Consider the following 19818-nt stretch of genomic DNA (forward strand, 5'->3'; position numbering starts at 1 on the left):
GCGCCGGCGGGGATCGATCGGCGCAGCGACCGCGCGCTATCTCCCCTCCACCGTCATTCCGGCGAAAGCCGGAACCCATCTTGATCTTGCTCTGATCGCCTCAAGCAGCGCCGCTACACCGACAACCGCTACTTCAACTTCACCGAAATCGAAGTCCCGGTCAGCTCCCAATGCCGATCCACTGAGTTACGCCGCATCCGGTACCACCCCGTGTAGCGCCGGCCTTCGCCGTTCTCCAGCGTCGCGCGCAGATCCACCGGAATCTCCAGGGTCTCGGGCACCGCTTCCTGATCCAGCGGTTTGGGCGGCCCGTTCTCGATCCGGAAACTGCGCAGATTCTTCAGCGAACGCAGATCGGATTCTTCGCTGCCGCGCGGCTGCCGTTGATAAGCCCAATGCTTGCCGGCTTCTTCGGTCTTGCCCGAGCCGACCTTCTGCAGATACGCATGCAGCGTATCGACGGCTTCCGAGGTGGCTTGCAGCGCTTGTTTTTCCAGAGCCTGCGCGCGCAACTCGGCGGCGCTGGGCGCGGCCGGCGCCGCGGCTTGCGGCGCGGGCGCGGTGGCCGCATCGCGGTCGGTCGAGTCCTGGCTCTGGCGTTGGCAGGAGCAGCCGACGAAGGTCAGGGCGAGCAGGGCGGGAATCAGCAGGCGCATCGGCGCGTTTCCGTCAGGCGCTGCGCCACCGCAGCCGCAGGGCGATGCTAGCGGCTGCGGCCGGACTTGCGAATGCCCGCGCCGACCGGCGGTGCAGCCAGGTCGGCGGACGCGGCAGCGCCACGGCGAAACGTGACGCGCTACCGCTCAAGACTCAAGCCGATGCGTGAGCTCAGGCCTGTGCGTCGCGCAGTTGCTGTTCCAGCTTGCTCTTGAGCGCGTCGTCGATCTTGAGCTGACGCGCCAGTTCGTCCAGATACGCGCGCTCCATGTAGCTTTGTTCGTCGACCGCCAGCAGGCTGGCCAGATACATTTCCGCGCCGATTTCCGGAGTGGTGGCTGCGCGCGCGACTTCGGCCGGGTCCAGCGGTTTTTCCAGCTCCACGTGCAGCCAGTTGCGCAGCTCGGGATCGCCGTCGATGCGGGTGAACTCGCCTTCGATCGCTTCGCGCTCGCGCGAATCGATGTGGCCGTCGGCCTTGGCTGCGGCGACCAGCGCCTTGAGAATGGCCTGACTGTGTTGCTCGGCCTGCGGCGGCGGCAGACGGTCTACCGTCTGCGGCTCGACCCCGGCTTCGCCCTGCTGGCGCTTGTAGTCGCCATAAGCCTTGTACGCCAGCACGCCGACCGCGGCGACGCCGCCGTACAGCGCGATCTTGCCAGCATGCTTGCGCAGCTTCTTGTTGCCCAGCAACAGCCCCAAGGCGCCGCCGGTGAGCGCGCCCTTGCCGAAATCGGCGTTTAGCAGCCCGCGCTTTTCCTCTTTGCGCTCCTCGTAGCGCGCCGGCGGTTTGCCGCCGCCGAGCAGGCCGTCCAGGCCTCCGCCGCCGAGGGTGCTCTGGGCGGTTTTCAGCAACTGGTCGAGAAAGCCTTGGGTCTTCATGCGCGGCGCTCCATGGAATGGGGTCGTGAATTACCCACCTGTGGGCGCGCGGCGCGGCTTCAAGCGGTGCGGCGCGGACGCGGCGACGGCGTAAAGGCCGGGTTTAGCCGGCGGCGGCCGGCTCAACCGCGCTGCTGCACCGCCAGACGCAAGCCCAGGGCGATGAACACGCTGCCGGTGACGCGCTGCATCCAGCGGCCGCCGCCTTGCTTGAAGCGCCGGCCGATCCGCCCGGCCACGAAGGTCAGCAGCATGCTGTGGGTCAGGCCGATGCTCGCCAGCAACGCGCCCAGCACCAGGAACTGCAGCCAGACCATGCCGCGTTCGGGATGGACGAATTGCGGCAGGAACGCCAGGAAGAACAACGCGACCTTCGGGTTAAGCACGCCGGTGACGACCGAGCGCAGATAGACCTCGCGCGCGCTGCTGTGTACGCGCGCAGGCGGCGCGTCGCTGGTGGCCGTTTGCTCCGCGGCCTCGGGCGCTGGCGCGCTGCGCCAGGCCTTGATGCCGAGCCAGATCAGATACGCCGCGCCCGCGTACTTGATCAATTCGAACGCCAGCGCCGAAGTCGCCAACAACGCCGACAGGCCCAGGCCCGCGGCCAGGGCGTGGATCAAGGTCGCCGTCTCCAGACCGAACGCGGCCTGGATCCCGCGCAGGGTGCCGCCGGTGGCGCTCTGGGTCAGGATCCAGGCCGTGCCCGGGCCGGGAATCAGCACCAGCAATGCGGCGGCGGCGAGATAGGTGGCGAGGGTGGCGAAATCGAACATGGCGGCAGCGATCGATGGAATGACCGCCAGTCTGCGCTGTTTGCGTCCGCGCCGCCAAGCCGCGGCAGCGGATTCGAGCGGAATATTGCGTTCCAATGCACGCGAGGCGTCGCTGAGCCTTAGTCGGGCTTGGGCGAATCTGTGCGCAGCTTATCGATGGCCGCGACGAACGCGTCGGTGCCCGGCCATTGGCCGATCCGGCCGAGTTTCTTGCCGCCGCGGAACACCAGAAACGCGGGTATACCGTGCAGGCCGAAGCGAGTGGCCATGGCCGGATCTTCGTAGACGTTGTCGTGCAGCCAGTCCACGTCCGGCCACTGGAAGCGCTCTTGCGCCAGCAGCATCTGGCCCTTGGCGATATCGCAGTTCGGGCAGTCCTTGCCCCACAGGAACAGGATCCGCAGGCGGCCGTCGTCGGGCAGGAATTCGCCCAGCCGCGCCTCGCGCACCAACTGCATCGGGAATTGCCAGAAAAACCGCGGGTGGGTGGTCTCGCTCACCCGGGCATCGTACTCCCGCCCGCGGCCGGGTGGGGCGCGGGCGGCTCGCTACTGCGCCACCAACTGCACCCCGTTCTTGCGGAACGCCGCCAGCGCCTTGTCGTAGACATCGGAAATGACGTTGTGCTGGCCGTTCTCCGGATCGCTGATCCAGAAATGGCCGTCGAGCTGAATGCCCTTGTCGTTGACGCCGGTGATGTACATATGCGGCGGCGGTTGCTGCAACACCCGCTGGTGCGCGGCCATGGCCTCGACGAACAGGCGCCGGGCCAGATCCAGGTCGGCGTCGCCCTTGACCAGAATCCCGCAGACCAGGCGCAGGTTCCGGTCCGACCAGGATTGGTTGACGATCACGTTGCTGGTCAGGCTGTCGTTGGGAACGATCGCTTCCACGCCGTCGCGGGTGCGGATCATGGTGTAGCGCACGGTCATCCGGGTGACCCGGCCGGTGATGGAGTTGGTGACGATGTTGTCGCCGACCCGCACCGATTGTTCGAACAGCACGATCAAACCGCTGATGTAGCTGGCGGCCAGTTTCTGCAGACCCAGGCCCAGGCCGATACCGAGCGCGCCGCTGAACGCGGCCAGCGCGGTGAGGTTGATGCCGCTGATCGAGAAGATCGTCGCGGTGGCGACGATCCACACCCCGACGCTGAAAATCCGCGACAGCGCCAGCACGAAGTTGGGCTGCAAGGTGCGGCTGCGGCGCAGCAGATTGGTCACCGCCTTGTCGCCCCACAGCGCGATGATCGCGATCACCACGCCCATCACCAGGCCGCGCAGCACGCCTTCGCTGGACAGGGCGATGCCGCCGAACTCGAACTTGGCCGAGTACAACTGCGCGATCAGCTTGCTGCGGTCCTTGAACACCGCGAACACGATCGCCAGCCACGACACCACCGTGACCACGCGCAGCATGATCCGCAGCAGCATGGTCGGCCGGAACAGCAGTTCCACCACCGCGCCGAGCAGGCGGATGATCACGAAGAAGACCAGCAAGGTGCTGGTCAATCCGATCAGCGGATTGGCCAGCGGCCCGCCGAACAGGCTCAGCGCGCCCAGGGTCACCAGCATCGCCACCGGCGTGCACAGGTACTCGACCAGGATCGACAGATTCGGCCGATGGTGGCCGAGCTTGAGCTTGAGTTTGCGGGTCAGCAGCACGCCGACCGCGAGCGCCGCGGCCAGCGCCAGCAGCGTCACGATCAGGTCGGTGGGATTGGCGACCACGTCCAGGGCATCGGACACGATCTCGGACAGTTCGGGGTCGTGTTCGAGCTGGGCGGGGGGGGCAGCGGCCATATCGGGTCGGTTGGGTTCGCGGGTCAGTGAGGAGGTTCGACCAAGGCGCGGTCGCGCCGGCATTGGCTCAAGGGCTTGCCCGAGGAGGAGACGATGCGCTGGATCTGCATCGATTCGCGATCGGTGGTCACCTTCATGCAGGCGCAGCCATGGCCGTAGCTGCTGCTCTGGCCGTAACGCACCCATTGCTTCTCGGCGATCGGCGGCGGCCAGTTGCCGTTGGCCTGGTGGCCGCCCTGCACCGAGATCGTCCATTCGCCGTCGCGGTCGATCAGCCAGGCGTTGGCGGGCGAGGGGTTGACGTACCAACCGCAGCGGTTCTCGATGGCGTTCTTGGCCGCAGCGGCCGGCGCGGCGCTTTTCTTCGCAGCATCGGTGGCCGCCACGCCGATCGCTGGCGCAATCGCGGTCAGCAGCATCGCCGCGGCGAACAGCCATCGGGGCCGGGCAGGCGTGGCAACGGGTTTGAATCGGTCGAGCGTCGGCATCGTGATCGTCCTGGGGCGATGTCCATCGTCAAAAAACGCGAGATCGCGCGGGTTGTGAGCGCGGCAAGCGAGCGGGTGCGGCTGTCCCGATCGATTATCGCCCTCGTGGGTGTTCACTGCGCGACACCCGCGGCGAGCACCTGGCGGAATTCGAGCAGACGCGCCGCGGGGTGGGCGTGAAGCCAATCGTCCAGCATCGCTTGGGCGCCGGCCTGGTCGAGCGCGGCCAGCCCGACCCAGCGCGCGCCGGCGTTGTCGTTGGCCGGTTCCAGCGGCGGGTGGTCGTGGTCGGCGTCGGGATCGCCGAGCGAGCAGGCCTGGCACAGGTGGCGCACGCTGTGGGTCCAGTCCTCGACCTGACCGTCGTCCAGGTGCGCGCGTTCGGCCAGCGCATCCAGGCTTGCGGGGTCGGGCGTTTCGATCCAGGCCTCGAAGGTGGCATAAGGCGAGGCCTGCCATAGCTCAAGTTGATCGAATACCGCGTACTCGCGTTCGCCGACGCGGCGGGTGCCGTTGGGCGAGCCGTCGTTGAGGACGATGTCGGCGTATCGATGGCCGCTCTCAGGCAAGGGCACGTTGCGGATACGCGCGCGGGCCGGGTCGAGCCGGTCGCACCAGACCACTTCGCCGCGCCCGTGCGGGTCCAGCCGTATCGGGGCCATGCCGCAGTCGATTTGCGGCGCGCCTTCGCCGGCTTCCACTTCCAGGCCATAGCGCCGCCACGCTTCGCGCGCGCTGCGCCAATCGTGCAGCGCGGTCGCGGCGATGCCCAGATTCCACACCGCGCCTTCGTGCGCACCGCGACGGTCGAGCGCGGCGCGATTGGCTTGCATCGCCTGCGGCCATTCGCCGCGATGTTTGTGGATCAGGCCGATGCCGAACCAAGGCGGTGCCCAACCCGGATCGGCGCGACTGCTGCGTTGATACCAGCGCAGCGCTTGTTCGTCGTCGCCGCGATGTTGACAACGCTCGGCCCAGGCCAGCAAGGCGCGGGCGGACAAGCGCCCGCGCGCGTTCGGATCGGTAGACGCCATGCCGCGGCTCTGTGTGGAAACCGCTGCACAGTATCAGTCTTCCTCATGCCTGGGCTTGTAGGCCTCCACCAGTTTCTGTTGAACGTTGCCGGGCACCGGTTCGTAATGGCTGAAATCCAGCGAATACCGGCCGCGTCCGGCGGTCACCGATTTCAACTCCGCCGCATAACCCTCCAACTCCGACAGCGGCACCTGCGCACGCACCACGATCTCGCCGCCGCGTACGCTGTCGGTACCGCTGATCCGCGCGCGCTTGCTGGCCAGCCCGCCGCTGATGTCGCCCATGTGCTGCTCCGGCGCGTTGACCTCCAACTCGACGATGGGTTCGAGCACCTGCGGCCGCGCCTTGCCGATCGCATCCAGGAACGCCTTCTTGCCGGCGGCGACGAAGGCGACTTCCTTGCTGTCCACGCTGTGGTATTTGCCGTCGTAGACGATCACCCGCACGTCCTGGATCGGATAACCGGCGACCGCGCCGTCGTGCAGCACCTGGCGCACGCCTTTCTCCACCGCCGGCAGGAATTGCCCCGGGATCGTCCCGCCCTTGACCTCATCGACGAACTCGAACCCGCCGCCGCGCGGCAACGGTTCCACCCGCAGAAACACTTCGCCGAACTGGCCCGCGCCGCCGGTCTGCTTCTTGTGGCGGTGATGGCCTTCGGCCTTGCTGGCCACGGTTTCGCGGTAGGCGATGCGCGGCGGACGCGATTTCACCTCGACCCCGTACTTGTCCTTGAGCCGGTCGATGTTGATGCGCAGGTGCAGATCCGACAGGCCGCGGATCACCGTTTCGTTGGTTTCGGTCTCGTGTTCGACCTGGAAACACGGGTCTTCTTCCGACAGCTTGTGCAGGGCGGTGGAGAGTTTCTGCTCCTGGCCCTTGCTCGCCGCTTCCACCGCCAGACCGAACATCGGCCGCGGGAAATTCAGCGGCGCCAGATGGATATGGTCCTCGTCGTGGCTGTCGTGCAGCACCGCATCGAAATGCAGATCCTCGACCTTGGCCACCGCGGCGATGTCGCCGGGAATCGCCTGATCGATCTCGACATGGTCCTTGCCCTTGAGCTTGAACAAGTGCCCGACCTTGAACGGCTTCTTGCCGTCGTCGACGAACAATTGGGTGTCTTTCTTGACCGTGCCCTGATACACCCGGAACACCCCGAGTTTGCCGACGAAAGGATCGTTGACGATCTTGAACACGTCGGCGATCACATGCGCGGCGGCATTGGGCACCGCCAGGATCGGCTGCGCGTCTTCGCCCACGCCCTTGTGGAACGGCGGCGCGTTGGCTTCGCCCGGGTGCGGGAACAAACGCTCGGCCGCGTCGAGCAATTCCTTGATGCCCACGCCGCTGCGCGCCGAGCAGAACAGCACCGGCACCAGATGGCCCTCGCGCAGGCATTGCTCGAATGCGTCGTGCAGTTCCTCGCCCGACAGGCCGCCTTCGCCGAGATCCAGGTAATGCTCCATCACCGTCTCGTTGATCTCCACCACCTGGTCGATGATCTTCTGATGCCAGTCGCCGACCGCGCCCAGATCGCTGTCGCCCTGCGCGCTCGCGAAGCAATCGGCGACGCGCGCGCCGCGGTCGGCGGGCAGGTTCAGCGGCAGGCATTCGGGGCCGAAGGTCTCGCGGATGCTGTCGAGCACGCGCGCCGCGTCGGCGCCTTCGTGATCGATCTTGTTGACCACGATCGCCCGGCACAGGCCGCGCGCCTTGGCGTGTTCCATCATCCGGCGGGTGCCGTATTCCACGCCGCTGTCGGCGTCGACCACGATCGCCACGGTTTCCACCGCCGCCAGCGCCGACAGGGTGGGGCCGCGGAAATCGGGATAGCCGGGGGTGTCGATCAGATTGACGTGGATGCCGGAATGGTCGGTGCTGGCGATCGCGCAATCCAGCGAATGCCCGCGTTGTTTCTCGATCGGATCGAAATCGGACACCGTGGTGCCGCGTTCGATGCTGCCTGCCGTCTGGACTGCGCCGCCGGCCTGCAGCAGGGCTTCGAAGAGCGTGGTTTTGCCGGCGCCGGGGTGGCCTGCCAAGGCCACGTTGCGGATCGATTCTGTGCTGTAGGACATGAGCGGACTTCTCCCTATGCGTAAGGGTGGGAAGGCCGTCATGGCTGTCCGCGCTGCGCGCCCGAGCGTGGCGCTCGGCGGGCGGTCATGGCGGGCCGGCGGGGCGCCGGGACCACAGACTCCCGCAGCGGGCGGTGGGGGTCAAGTGCGAGCGCCGGAGCGTGTACTGGGTCGCGGTTCTGGTGTTGCGTTGCGGCATGGAGGAGCGAGGAGTGAGCGGGGAGGAGTGAGGAGTGAGCAAGGGCAATAGCGGCCTTTGCTCACTCCTCACTCCTCTGCGCTCACTCCTCTGCTTTAACGTTTCAGCCGCTACGCTACCGCCCTCACCCTCACACACGGAGCGCATCATGGGAATCTCGCGTCACGCCACCGCACACTGGGAAGGCGATCTCAAGAGCGGGCGCGGCCAGCTCAGCACGCCGCAGAGCGGCCTGCTCGACAACACCCGCTACGGTTTCAACAGCCGTTTCGGCGATGAGAAGGGCACCAACCCGGAAGAACTGATCGCTGCCGCCCACGCCGGCTGTTTCACCATGGCCTTGTCGGCCAAGTTGACCGAAGCCGGGCATCCGCCGGCCAAGCTCGACACCCGCGCCGAGGTCGACCTGTCGATGGAAGGCGGCCCGACGCTGTCGCAGATCCGGCTCAAGCTGACCGCCGACGTGCCGGGCATCGACGCGGCCAAGTTCCAGGCCATCGCCGAAGACGCCAAGGCCAACTGCCCGGTGTCCAAAGCGCTCAGCGCGGTGCCGATGACCCTGGAAGCGAAGCTGGTCTGAGTCCAAGCCCGCTATTGTTGTGGGGCCGGACGCGCCGCCGCTGAGACGGCGGCCGTCCGCGTGGTTGCCGGCGCTTGTCGGGCCAGTCGGATACGGGAGCGGACATGAGTGCGGGCGATACCCAGGATGCCGAAGCGGTGCTCGGCGAGTTCTTCGCGCAAATGCATGCGTGGGAAGTGGCCGCGCACGAACTGGCCGAGCGCGGGAACGGCGGGCTGGAGCAGAATCTGGAACGGATCAGGCAACCGCTGGTGCTCATCTACGAGCGCTTTCTGACCCCGAAGGAACGCAAGACCGGCCGCTTGGCCGGGCCGGATGTCGGCTGGCCTCCCGAGTACGATCCGGCTCAAGAACCCATCGTCGATTCCCGGCGCAGCGGCGCCAAGGCGGTGTTCGAAACCCGTTGGACCCATCCGACGGTGGCCGATTTTTCCCAGCGCAAAAAATACTATCTGCTGGAGAAGGGCGGGCAATGGCGGATCGACAAGAAAGAAGTGTTCGACACGATCAAGGACAAATGGGTGGCGCGGGTGTTTTGACACCGCGGCGCTCGCCTCCCTTCTCCCGCTCGCGGGAGAAGGTGCCCGACAGGGCGGATGAGGGCGCGCGACTCGCGGCAGCCTGCGCTGGCCCCGGGCTTGCCCTCACCCCAACCCCTCTCCCGCAAGCGGGAGAGGGGCTCCGATTGCTCCCTTCTCCCGCTTGCGGGAGAAGGTGCCCGAAGGGCGGATGAGGGCGCACGAGGATGGCGCTGCATCGCACTGCCACCCACCACGCCTTGCTGATCCACGGCGCCGGCGCCGGCGGCTGGGAATGGAACCTCTGGCGCGAGGCGCTGCAAGCGCGCGGCATCGCCGCGCATGCGCCGGATCTGCAACCGGCCGCGCAAGGCCTGGCCGCGACCACGCTGGACGATTACCGCCAACAAATGCGCACGGCGTTGAGCGCGCTGCCGCATCCGCGCGCGGCGATCGGCGCCAGCCTCGGCGGCTTGCTGGCCTGGCTCTGCGGCGATCTCGCCGACGCGCTGATCCTGATCAATCCGCTGCCGCCCAAGCCCTGGACCGCGCCGCCCTCGGCCGCCGAGCGCACTTGGCCCGACGTGGTGCCCTGGCGGCGCGAAGCGCGCCTGACCTCGACCCGCCGGGCGATGCCCGATGCCGACGAAGCGGCCACGCTGTACGCGCTGCGGCGCTGGCGCGACGAATCCGGTGCGGTGCTGCGTCAGGCGCTGGCCGGGGTCCAGGCGCCGACGCCGGCCTGTCCGATCCTGTGCATCGCCTCGCGCGAGGACCGCGACGTGGAAGCGCAACACACCGCCCGGTTCGCCGCGGCGATCGGCGCCAGTCTGATCGTCGGCCCCGGCAGCCACGTCGGACCCTTGCTGGGCCGCGACGCGGCGCGGCTGGCCGGGCAGGCCGCCGATTGGCTGTCGGCGAGGTAAACGCCGCACCCCCGCGGGTCATCGCCCGGGCCGCATTCAGCCCGGGTTGACCGGTTCGGCCCGACGATCCACAACGCGCCATCCCGGCGCCCGGAGTCCATCCATGAACCGCTCGCTCGTCACCGCCCTGGGCCTGGCGCTGGCCGCCGTCACCGGCATCGCTTCGGCGCAGTCCTACGGCTACCCGCAGAACACCAGCAACGCCAGCTACAGCTCGCAGATCGATTTCGCCCGGGTGATCCGGGTCGATCCGGTGTTCGAAAGCTACAGCTCGCAGCCGGTCAGCAGCGGCCCGCGCTGCTATGAGCGTCCGGCCTATGTGCAGGGCGACAGCTACTACGGCGACGGTTACGGCAACGGCGACAGCTATTACGACCCTTACGGCAGCGAGCGCCGCAGCGTCGGCACCGAAGGCGGCCGCACCGCCGCGACCGTGGTCGGCGGCATCGTCGGCGCGGTGCTCGGCAGCAAGGTCGGCGGCGGCAGCGCCCGCTATGCGACCTCGGCGATCGGCTCGATGGTCGGCGGCATGGCCGGCCGCAGCATCTACGAGCAGAACAAGCGCAGCCAGCAGCCGCGCACCGGCACGGTCCGGGTCTGCGATCCGGTCCAGAACGGCAACTACTATTCCAGCGGCGGCGAGCGCGCGGTCAGCGCGTACGACGTCACCTACGAATACGCCGGCAAGACCTACCGCACCCGCACCGACCACAACCCCGGCGACCGCATCCGCGTGCGCGTGGACGTGCGTCCGGACTGACGGCAGCATTGCGGGACGGCGCGTCCGTCCCGCGGCCGTATCGGCGCAATGGCGAGGCAAGGAACGGTGCCTCGCCTGAGCCGGTGAACGCCGGGGCCGCAAGGCTCCGGCGTTTTCGTTTGCGCCGCGCGCTTCACGTCGCGGCAACGGCGTTGCGCCTAGACCATGGTCGTAACGCATCCGTTGCCGGCGTGGTCTAGCCTGCGGGCGGGTGTCCCAGGCCGAGACCGCCGTATGCGCTATCAGGATTTCCACCGCCGCTCGATCGAGCACCCCGAAGCGTTCTGGGCCGAGCAGGCGCAAGCGATCCACTGGCACGTGCCGCCGCAAACCATCCTGGATTATTCCAACCCGCCGTTCCGGCAATGGTTCGCCGGCGGACAAACCAATCTTTGCTACAACGCGATCGACCGTCACCTCGACGAACGCGGCGATCAACTCGCCCTGGTCGCGATTTCCAGCGAAACCAACCAGACCCGCGAGCTGAGCTATCGCCAGTTGCATCGCGAAGTGAACGCCTTCGCCGCGGTGCTGAAATCGCTCGACGTCGGCCGCGGCGACCGGGTGGTGATCTACATGCCGAACATGGCCGAGGCGGTGTTCGCGATGCTGGCCTGCGCGCGCATCGGCGCGGTCCACTCGGTGGTGTTCGGCGGTTTCGCCGCGCACAACCTGGCCCTGCGCATCGACGACGCCGCGCCCAAGCTGCTGATCTGCGCCGACGCAGGCATGCGCGGCGGCAAGGTGATCCCGTACAAGCCGCTGGTCGACGAAGCCTGTGCGCAGGCGCAGTCGCCTCCGCCGCACGTGCTGATCGTCGGTCGCGGCCTCGATCCCGATCACTGCGTGGTCGCCGGCCGCGATCTCGATTACGCCGCGCTGCGCGCGCAGCACGACGGCGCCGAAGTCGAAGTGCAATGGCTGGAGTCCAACGAACCCAGCTATCTGCTCTACACCTCCGGCACCACCGGCAAGCCCAAGGGCGTGCAGCGCGACGTCGGCGGCTACGCGGTCGCGCTGGCCTTGTCGATGTGGTCGATCTACGACATCCGCGCCGGCCAGACCATGTTTTCCACCTCCGACGTCGGCTGGGCGGTCGGCCATTCCTACAACGTCTACGGGCCGCTGATCGCCGGCGCCACCTCGGTGTTGTACGAAGGCCTGCCGACGAATCCCGATCCGGGCATCTGGTGGCGCATCTGCGAGCAATACCACGTGCGCACCATGTTCTCCTCGCCGACCGGCATCCGCGTGCTCAAGAAGCAGGATCCGGCCTGGTTGAAGAAACACGACCTGTCGCAACTGCAGTGGCTGTTTTTGGCGGGCGAACCGCTGGATGAGCCGACCGCGCACTGGATCACCGACGGCATCGGCAAAACCATCATCGACAACTACTGGCAGACCGAAACCGGCTGGCCGGTGCTGTCGCTGATGCCGGGACTGGATTTGCAGCCGGTGAAATTCGGCTCGCCCGGCTTGCCCACGCCGGGCTACCACCTGCGGGTGATCGACGAAGCCAGCGGCCGCGACGTAGGCCCCAACGAGAAGGGCGTGCTGGTGATCGTGCCGCCGCTGCCGCCGGGCTGCATGACCACGGTGTGGAACGACGACGCGCGTTTCCTGTCGAGCTACTTCGGCCATTTCAAGGAACTGCTGTACAGCTCGCTGGACTGGGCGATCCGCGACGACGACGGCTACACCTTCATCCTCGGCCGCACCGACGATGTCATCAACGTCGCCGGCCACCGCCTGGGCACGCGCGAGATCGAGGAATCCGTCGCCAGTTACACCAGCGTCGCCGAGGCGGCGGTGATCGGCGTGCACGATGAGCTCAAGGGCCAGGTGCCGGTGGTGTTCGCCACGCTCAAGCCCAGCGGCGAGCAGGACGCGGCAGTGGCCGCGGCGGGCATGCGCGAATGCGTGGTCCGGCAATTGGGCGCGGTGGCGCGTCCGGCGCGGGTGTATGTGGTCAACGCGTTGCCGAAGACCCGTTCGGGCAAACTGCTGCGGCGCTCGATCCAGGCCCTGGCCGAAAGCCGCGATCCCGGCGATCTGTCCACCCTGGACGATCCCGGCGCATTGGACGAAGTTCGGCGCGCGTTGGAGCGCGGCGCCGACGCCGGCGGCTGACTCACGCTTAATCACCGAGTGTGCGCTTTGACGTCTTTTTCCGGTTACCGCGTTAGCATCGTCGCACTGGGGCGGGTAACCGCGCCCGATCCGATCCGAGATCGCACCCGAGAGGCGAACGCGCAATGCAACATCCCGAAGCCGAATCAGGCGCGGCGCAAGACCGCGCACCGGGCTGGGACGCCATCAACCACGCGCTGAACCGCATCTACCCGCGGCAGGCGCCCAAGCACTACGGCACCTTGATCGGCTTCGCCCTGGGCGGCGCCGATCCGCTGCCGGGCATCAGCGCCTACAAGCGCATCACCCCGGTGCCGCACTGGCACTTCGTCACCTACGGTTTCAGCGAGCTGTACGAGAAAGAATCCGACGACCCGCAGGTCAGCGGCTACGGCTTCGAACTGACCTTCCGTCTGGCCGATCCCGACGACAGCGAAGAACCGCCGACCTGGGCGCTGAACTTCCTGCAGAACCTGGCGCGCTACGTGTTCGAAAGCGGCCACCCGTTCCATGCCGGGCATTACCTCAACGCCAACGGGCCGATCGCCGCCGACAGCGACAGCGCGATCCGCTCGGTCGCCTTCGTGCTGGATCCGGAACTGCCGCCGATCGACACCGAGAACGGACGGGTCGAGTTCCTGCAGATGGTCGGTCTGACCAACGAGGAAGAGTTCGCGCTCAAGCGCTGGTCCACCCTGAAAGTGTTGGACGTGTTCCAAGACTATCTGCCGCTGTGGACCACCGACCTGGAGCGCGGCTCGCTGCTGGCCGATTCGGACATCGCCGCGCGCCTGGCCGAGGGTTCGGCGCGCGACGGTTCCTCGGTCGGCATGATCTACACCGATCAGCTGGCGTGGGAGCAACACAAGCGCTTGTTGCGCGCGCCGATCACCGAGGTGTCGATCGGCGCGCGTCAGATCGGCGAACTGCTGGCGCTGCTGCCGCTGCGGCTGCCGTTCGGCCATGCCTTCAATGTGGTCGGGCCCGATGCGCGGGTCACCTTCGAAGCCGGTACGCACAACAGCGCCGAACCGGTCGACGGCGGCTTGCGTGTGCGTCTGGACGATCGCGCCCTGCGCAGCATGATCTCGCGCCTGCGCGCGCAGGAAGGCGTGTACGAGGTCGAGGGTTTCCCGACCCTGCGGATGCAAGTGCGCAAGACCGAGATCCGCGCGCAGGACGGCAGCGTGGAGCGGGTGATCGGCTGAACCGGGCGGGGCGTCCACCGCCCCGGGCTCGCGCACACCGCGCGCCGCTGCTGCCTGCGCCGAGGCGGCTAGGGCAGCGGCCGACGCCGCGGACAGCGATCCGGGTCGCGTTGAACTCGCGGATTTTGCTGGACTTTGCGCATTCAGGCACTTGCGCCCGCGGCCGCGCGCGCCTAGGCCGAAACCGCCGTCATCGGCCGGTCCGCCGCGCGGGTTAAAATGTCCGGATCGCCCCGACCGGGCCACCCGGAGCTCCTCGATGTCCCTTACCTCCGCTGGCGCGAAGTTCCGCGCCGCGCTCAAAGAAGAATCGCCGTTGCAGGTCATCGGCGCGATCAACGCCAACCACGCGCTGCTGGCCAAGCGCGCCGGTTATCGCGCGATCTACCTGTCCGGCGGCGGCGTCGCCGCCGGTTCGCTGGGCTTGCCGGATCTGGGCATCAACACGCTGGAAGACGTGCTGATCGACGTGCGCCGCATCACCGACGTGTGCGATCTGCCGTTGCTGGTCGACATCGACACCGGTTTCGGCCCGAGCGCGTTCAACATCGAGCGCACGGTCAAGTCGCTGATCAAGGCCGGCGCGGCCGCATGCCACATCGAAGACCAGGTCGGCGCCAAGCGCTGCGGCCATCGTCCGGGCAAGGAAATCGTTTCGGCCGGCGAAATGGCCGACCGGGTCAAGGCCGCGGCCGATGCCAAGACCGATCCGGACTTCTTCCTGATCGCGCGCACCGACGCGATCGCGGTCGACGGCGTCGACGCCGCGATCGAGCGCGCCATCGCCTGCGTCGAAGCCGGCGCCGACGGCATCTTCGCCGAAGCCGCTTACGACCTGCCGACCTACCGCCGCTTCGTCGACGCGGTGAAAGTGCCGGTGCTGGCCAACATCACCGAATTCGGCCAGACCCCGTTGTTCACCCGCGACGAACTGGCTTCGGCCGGCGTGGCGATCCAGTTGTTCCCGCTGTCGGCGTTCCGGGCGATGAACAAGGCCGCCGAGAACGTCTACCAGTCGATCCGTCGCGACGGGCATCAGAAGGGCGTGGTCGAGAGCATGCAGACGCGCGAGGAGTTGTACGACCGGATTGGGTATCACGCGTTTGAGGGGAAGCTCGACGCGTTGTTCGCTAAGAAGGGCGGTTGATGACTCCCTTCTCCCGCGCGGCGGGAGAAGGTGGCCCGGAGGGCCGGATGAGGGCGAGCGAGGCGACGTGCCAGCGAACAGCAAGCAGACGTCGCTCGTGTTCCAACATCGCCGCCCCGGCCCAAACGCATAGCGTTTGGGCGTTCGCGGACGCGCGAGCCGGTGGCTCGCAAGCCGCGTCCCCTCACCCCGCAAGCGGGAGAGGGAAAAAGGAATAGAAGACAATCTAAATAGAGGAAGGACCATGAGCGATACGCAACAGACCCTGCCGAAGCCGAAGAAATCCGTCGCCCTCAGCGGCACCGCCGCGGGCAACACCGCGCTGTGCACCGTCGGCCGCAGCGGCAACGATCTGCACTACCGCGGCTACGACATCCACGATCTGGCGACTAAGTCGACCTTCGAGGAAGTCTCGCACCTGCTGGTCCACGGCGTGCTGCCCACCGCCTCGCAACTGAAGGCCTACAAGACCAAGCTCAAGCGCCTGCGCGGCCTGCCGGCGATCGTCACCGACGCGCTGGAACTGGTGCCCGCCAACGCGCACCCGATGGACGTGCTGCGCACCGGCTGCTCGGTGCTGGGCACGGTGCTGCCCGAGCGCGAAGGCCATCCGGCCTCGGAAGCGCGCGACATCGCCGACCGCCTGATCGCCAGCTTCGGCTCGATGCTGCTGTACTGGTGGCACTTCACCCGCAACGGCCGCCGCATCGACTGCGAAACCGACGACGACTCGGTCGCCGCGCACTTCCTGCACCTGCTCCACGGCGAGCCGCCGAGCCAGCTGCTGGCCGACTCGCTGGACAAGTCGCTGATCCTGTACGCCGAGCACGAATTCAACGCGTCCACCTTCACCGCGCGCGTGATCGCCGGCACCGGTTCGGACCTGCACTCGTGCATCACCGGCGCGATCGGCGCGCTGCGCGGTCCCAAGCACGGCGGCGCCAACGAAGTCGCCATGGACATCATCTCGCGCTACAACAGCGCCGATGAGGCCGAGGCCGACATCCGCGCCCGGGTGGAGCGCAAGGAAATCGTGATCGGCTTCGGCCATCCGGTCTACACCACCGGCGACCCGCGCAACCCGATCATCAAGGAAATCTCGCGCGCGCTGTGCAAGGACGGCGGCAACCAGGTGCTCTTCGACGTCAGCGAACGCATCGAGACCTTGATGTGGGACAGCAAGAAGATGTTCCCGAATCTGGATTGGTACTCGGCGTCGGCCTACCACATGATGGGCATCCCCACGCCGATGTTCACCCCGCTGTTCGTGATCGCGCGCACCACCGGCTGGAGCGCGCACGTGATCGAGCAGCGCGAGGACGGCAAGATCATCCGCCCCAGCGCCAACTACACCGGCCCGGAAGATCGCCAGTACGTGCCAATCGAGCAGCGCTGATCGCGCCATGGCGGCATCGGTCCGCCGGCGCGGATAAACGCAAAACGCAAGCGAACGAGGCCAGACGCATGTCTGGCCTTTTTCGTTGCATCCGACGTTTGCGGGTTGACGTACGTCGGTGTACGACTATCGTCGAATACGACACAGAAACTTCGCGCTATCGAATGTCATAGTCCGGTGCCAGCCGGGAAGACGCGGTGCTGGCCGAGCGCGCGAGCACATCGCCGCAACGACGCGGCGCGCCGAGCGAGATCCGTCGTGGGACGGGATCGGATACGAGGGAAGACCATGCGCGACAGTGATGTTCCGGTAAAGACCAACGAAGGTCGCGATGAGATCCAACATCGCACGCGCAAGCTGCCGACGGTGCTGCGCTCGATCCTGCTGATCGTCGACGGCGACCGCAGCGCGCGCCATCTGCGCGACCTGATCGCCAGCCTGCACGGTCCGGCCGATGCCTTGGAACAACTGGAAACGATGGGTTTGATCGCCTCATCGGCGGCGGTGGCCGCGACCCAGGTCGCGCACGCGCCGACGCCGGCCGAAGCGTTCGCGGTGCCGGCGGCCGTCAACGGCGCCGCGGTTCCGGCCGATGCGGCGCAGCGTTATCAGACGCTGTACACCTTGATGAGCGAGACCGTGCGCGAGCATTTGGGGCTGCGCGGTTACTTCCTGCAGCTGAAGATCGAGCGTTGCGGCAACAGCGAAGAGCTGGCGGAGTTGCTACCGGACTTGAGCGCGGCGTTGGCGAAGGTGCGCAAGGACGACATCGCCGCGGAGATCGAGGCGCGGTTCGCTACCGGCACCTAATAAAGAAGCCCCCTTTGCAAAAGGGGGCTGGCGCTTGCGTTGCCGGATAGCCGATGCGGTCGCTGCGCCGGGGGATTTGCGGCAGGCGCGGTGATGTTGGGAGAAAGAGCGAATCCCCCCCCAGCCCCCCTTTTTCAAAGGGGGGAGTAGTACGTGGCGTTTTTGAAGGAGCGCGTTGTACGAAGGAGATCGAGGCGCGCTTCGCCGACGAAATCGAAATCCCTCTCGCGCACCTGACGCCCCCTTTGCAAAAGGGGGCTGGCGCTTGCGTTGCCGGATAACCGATGCGGTCGCTGCGCCGGGGGATTTGCGGCAGACGCGGTGATGTTGGGAGAAAGAGCAAATCCTCCCCAGCCCCCCTTTTTCAAAGGGGGGAGTAGTACGTGGCGTTTTTGAAGGAGCGCGTTGTACGAAGGAGATCGAGGCGGGCTTCGCCGACGAAATCGAAATCCCTCTCGCGCACCTGACGCCCCCTTTGCAAAAGGGGGCTGGCGCTTGCGTTACCGGATAACCGATGAGGTCGCTGCGCCGGGGGATTTGCGGCAGGCGCGGTGATGTTGGGAGAAAGAGCAAATCCCCCCAGCCCCCCTTTTTCAAAGGGGGGAGTAGTACGTGGCTTCTTCAGGCGGGCGCGTCGTACGAAGGCTGTCGCGCCTTCGCCGCCCGAATTACAGCAACCCTTCCGCCTTCAACGCCGCCTGCACGCCCGTATCGGCTTCCATGCGCTGCTTGAACGCAGCCAAATGCTGATAACCCGACAAATCGACCTTGACCGAATCGGCCCAACGCAAGGTGATGTACAGATACGGATCGGCGTAGCTGCGGAAACCGGCCAGCCACTGACGATCGGCCAAACGCTGATCCGCCGTCGCGTACAACGCGCGCACGCGTTCGCGCGCGAGTTGGCGCACCGTGTCGGCCTGCGCGGGATCGGGATGGTAGTTGCCCGGTCCGAAGATCGGCTTGAACGCCGGATGCAAATCCGAATTCACGAACGCCAGCCAACGCGCGGCTTCGGCGCGTTGTTGCGGGCTGCCGTCGCCGGCGAGTTGCGCTTGCGGGAAGTTGTCGGCGATGTAACCCATGATCGCCGCGTTCTGAGTCAACACGAACGCGCCGTCGACCACCGCCGGCACCGCGCCGGCCGGATTGATCGCCAGGAACGCCGGCGCCTTCATCGAGTCCTTGTCGAGCACTTCGACTTCGAACGCGCCGCCGGTCCACTGCAGGGCGATGTGGTCGGCGGTCGAACACGCGCCGGGCTTGCTGTAGAGCTTCATCCGTTTACCCCTCTCGATAAGAAAAACAGGTCGGCGACTATCACCGACCTGCTGGGTATCCTCAAGGAGTTGGCTGCAACGGAGCGTTACGAAAGACGGGATTGGATGTTGGGGGTTGGGGAACTGAGGAAACGAACTCGATCCGTTCTCTACCAGTTCCCTAATCCCTGATCCCGCTCTTGCTTAACCCCGCTCTTGCTCAACGCGCCGCGGCTTGAGCTTCTGCACCTTGTAGAAGGTGTGATCGCCGATGGTCGCGACCTGATACGCATTGCGCCACGACGGGCTGGCGATCGCGTGCGCGGCGAAGTGGCTCGCGCCCGGCACGATTTCCTTGCGCTGACCGGCCGGCAAGGCCCAGTTGCGCTCGGCCGCCAAGGCGACGTTGACCGACTCGGCCCAGGCCTCGGAGTTGCTCAGGCGCGTGCCCGGCGAGACCAGGGTCGGGGCGAACTGCTTGTTGGCGGTGACGACCTCGCAGACCGTATCGCCCCACAGGCCGCTGTCGCGACGGCGCAGGGCGACCTCGGCGACGGCTTGCTGGCCGCGCAGGGACTGGTCGCGGGCTTCCAGGTAAACGGTGGTGCTCAAACACAGCGAATCGGCGGTTTGCGGCGGCAGCACGGAGGCTAGCCACAGGATCCAAGCCAGTTTCATATGACTCCTTGCTCCGTTGCGTCGGCCGCACTGGATCGTCTGTCTCCGTAAACGGGAGAAAGGGACAGCGGTGAGGCGACATGGCGTACTGGGGAGGGCAGCGGCTCTAGCGGCGCGCTTTTGCCCCGTCACCGGAATCCGAGCCAAATGGGGCTACGGGGCGGTGGTGGGTGCCGCCTCTGCAGGGGGCGGCGGAAAAGTTGGCGCAAGGTAGCGACGGCTAACCAAACCGTGCCTGAACGCCTATCTTCAAGTTTCTAATTTAGTTGGAGTTTTTATTCTGAACAGGCGGTAGGTGCTTGGTTCTGAAAGGCTTTGTGCCGGCACAAAGCGTGCCGACCAGTCTCAGACTTGTGTGAGCGAGCATATTCAGCAAAGCCGCGGGGCGCCGTTTGGCGTCTCCGGGCGATCGTGGACTCGGTCTGACCTGGGATTTTGGGTCAACTGGGGTAGTAGAACCCCACCCGTAGGGGTAAGTCCCGGAGCACC

At 66.8% G+C, this 19818-nt stretch carries 19 protein-coding genes; 9 read left to right on the forward strand and 10 right to left on the reverse strand.

The annotated features are described in order from the left end of the window. Window positions 1-128: 128 nt before the first annotated feature. From V7787_RS27900 to fusA, 8 genes are all read right to left on the reverse strand, one after another. Window positions 129-656 carry a hypothetical protein gene (locus tag V7787_RS27900; RefSeq protein WP_336090601.1) on the reverse strand — a complete coding sequence of 176 codons (528 nt, stop codon included), beginning with the start codon at window positions 654-656 and terminating at the stop codon, window positions 129-131. A 172-nt stretch (window positions 657-828) separates the two neighbouring features. Then, a complete protein-coding gene (locus V7787_RS27905; RefSeq protein WP_336090603.1) occupies window positions 829-1539 on the reverse strand; it encodes a tellurite resistance TerB family protein in 711 nt (236 codons plus the stop codon). Between the two features lie 122 nt (window positions 1540-1661). Next, window positions 1662-2312 (reverse strand): LysE family translocator, encoded by a 651-nt coding sequence (locus V7787_RS27910; RefSeq protein WP_336090605.1) that lies wholly within the window; start codon window positions 2310-2312, stop codon window positions 1662-1664. Window positions 2313-2431: 119 nt separating this feature from the next. Next, the gene (locus V7787_RS27915) at window positions 2432-2812 is read right to left on the reverse strand and encodes a thioredoxin family protein (protein ID WP_336090606.1); all 381 of its coding nucleotides are present in this window, start codon (window positions 2810-2812) and stop codon (window positions 2432-2434) included. A 48-nt stretch (window positions 2813-2860) separates the two neighbouring features. Further along, window positions 2861-4114, reverse strand: coding sequence for a mechanosensitive ion channel family protein (locus V7787_RS27920; RefSeq protein WP_336090608.1), 1254 nt, complete (start codon window positions 4112-4114; stop codon window positions 2861-2863). Window positions 4115-4137: 23 nt separating this feature from the next. Continuing rightward, on the reverse strand, window positions 4138-4602 hold the full coding sequence (locus V7787_RS27925; RefSeq protein ID WP_336090609.1) for a DUF4087 domain-containing protein: 465 nt from the start codon (window positions 4600-4602) through the stop codon (window positions 4138-4140). A gap of 113 nt (window positions 4603-4715) precedes the next feature. Continuing rightward, on the reverse strand, window positions 4716-5636 hold the full coding sequence (locus V7787_RS27930) for a tetratricopeptide repeat protein (protein WP_336090610.1): 921 nt from the start codon (window positions 5634-5636) through the stop codon (window positions 4716-4718). 33 nt (window positions 5637-5669) lie between these two features. After that, window positions 5670-7718: an elongation factor G gene (fusA, locus tag V7787_RS27935; protein WP_336090611.1), complete on the reverse strand. Its 2049-nt coding sequence runs from the start codon at window positions 7716-7718 to the stop codon at window positions 5670-5672. A 347-nt stretch (window positions 7719-8065) separates the two neighbouring features. Here fusA and V7787_RS27940 point away from each other — a divergent pair, with 347 nt between their 5' ends. The 9 genes from V7787_RS27940 (at window position 8066) to V7787_RS27980 (ending at window position 17392) form a co-directional block, all read left to right on the forward strand. Next, window positions 8066-8497 carry an OsmC family protein gene (locus V7787_RS27940; RefSeq protein WP_336090612.1) on the forward strand — a complete coding sequence of 144 codons (432 nt, stop codon included), beginning with the start codon at window positions 8066-8068 and terminating at the stop codon, window positions 8495-8497. A 74-nt stretch (window positions 8498-8571) separates the two neighbouring features. Beyond that, window positions 8572-9036 carry an NTF2 fold immunity protein gene (locus V7787_RS27945; RefSeq protein ID WP_336090614.1) on the forward strand — a complete coding sequence of 155 codons (465 nt, stop codon included), beginning with the start codon at window positions 8572-8574 and terminating at the stop codon, window positions 9034-9036. A gap of 206 nt (window positions 9037-9242) precedes the next feature. Beyond that, window positions 9243-9941, forward strand: coding sequence for an alpha/beta hydrolase (locus tag V7787_RS27950; RefSeq protein ID WP_336090615.1), 699 nt, complete (start codon window positions 9243-9245; stop codon window positions 9939-9941). Between the two features lie 103 nt (window positions 9942-10044). Then, window positions 10045-10701 (forward strand): glycine zipper 2TM domain-containing protein, encoded by a 657-nt coding sequence (locus tag V7787_RS27955; RefSeq protein ID WP_336090617.1) that lies wholly within the window; start codon window positions 10045-10047, stop codon window positions 10699-10701. 234 nt (window positions 10702-10935) lie between these two features. Continuing rightward, a complete protein-coding gene (gene prpE, locus V7787_RS27960; protein ID WP_336090619.1) occupies window positions 10936-12831 on the forward strand; it encodes a propionate--CoA ligase in 1896 nt (631 codons plus the stop codon). A gap of 125 nt (window positions 12832-12956) precedes the next feature. Then, window positions 12957-14039: a suppressor of fused domain protein gene (locus tag V7787_RS27965; RefSeq protein WP_336090620.1), complete on the forward strand. Its 1083-nt coding sequence runs from the start codon at window positions 12957-12959 to the stop codon at window positions 14037-14039. A gap of 259 nt (window positions 14040-14298) precedes the next feature. Next, window positions 14299-15186: a methylisocitrate lyase gene (gene prpB / locus V7787_RS27970; RefSeq protein WP_336090622.1), complete on the forward strand. Its 888-nt coding sequence runs from the start codon at window positions 14299-14301 to the stop codon at window positions 15184-15186. A gap of 244 nt (window positions 15187-15430) precedes the next feature. After that, window positions 15431-16582, forward strand: a complete 1152-nt coding sequence (prpC, locus tag V7787_RS27975) for a bifunctional 2-methylcitrate synthase/citrate synthase (protein ID WP_336090623.1) — start codon at window positions 15431-15433, stop codon at window positions 16580-16582. A gap of 288 nt (window positions 16583-16870) precedes the next feature. Next, on the forward strand, window positions 16871-17392 hold the full coding sequence (locus V7787_RS27980) for a hypothetical protein (RefSeq protein ID WP_336090624.1): 522 nt from the start codon (window positions 16871-16873) through the stop codon (window positions 17390-17392). A 668-nt stretch (window positions 17393-18060) separates the two neighbouring features. Here V7787_RS27980 and V7787_RS27985 read toward each other — a convergent pair. Then, window positions 18061-18672: a glutathione S-transferase N-terminal domain-containing protein gene (locus V7787_RS27985; protein WP_336090626.1), complete on the reverse strand. Its 612-nt coding sequence runs from the start codon at window positions 18670-18672 to the stop codon at window positions 18061-18063. Between the two features lie 183 nt (window positions 18673-18855). Beyond that, window positions 18856-19329: a cell wall hydrolase gene (locus V7787_RS27990; RefSeq protein ID WP_336090628.1), complete on the reverse strand. Its 474-nt coding sequence runs from the start codon at window positions 19327-19329 to the stop codon at window positions 18856-18858. Window positions 19330-19818: the final 489 nt, after the last annotated feature.

This window comes from Pseudomonas sp. CGJS7, from assembly GCF_036961695.1.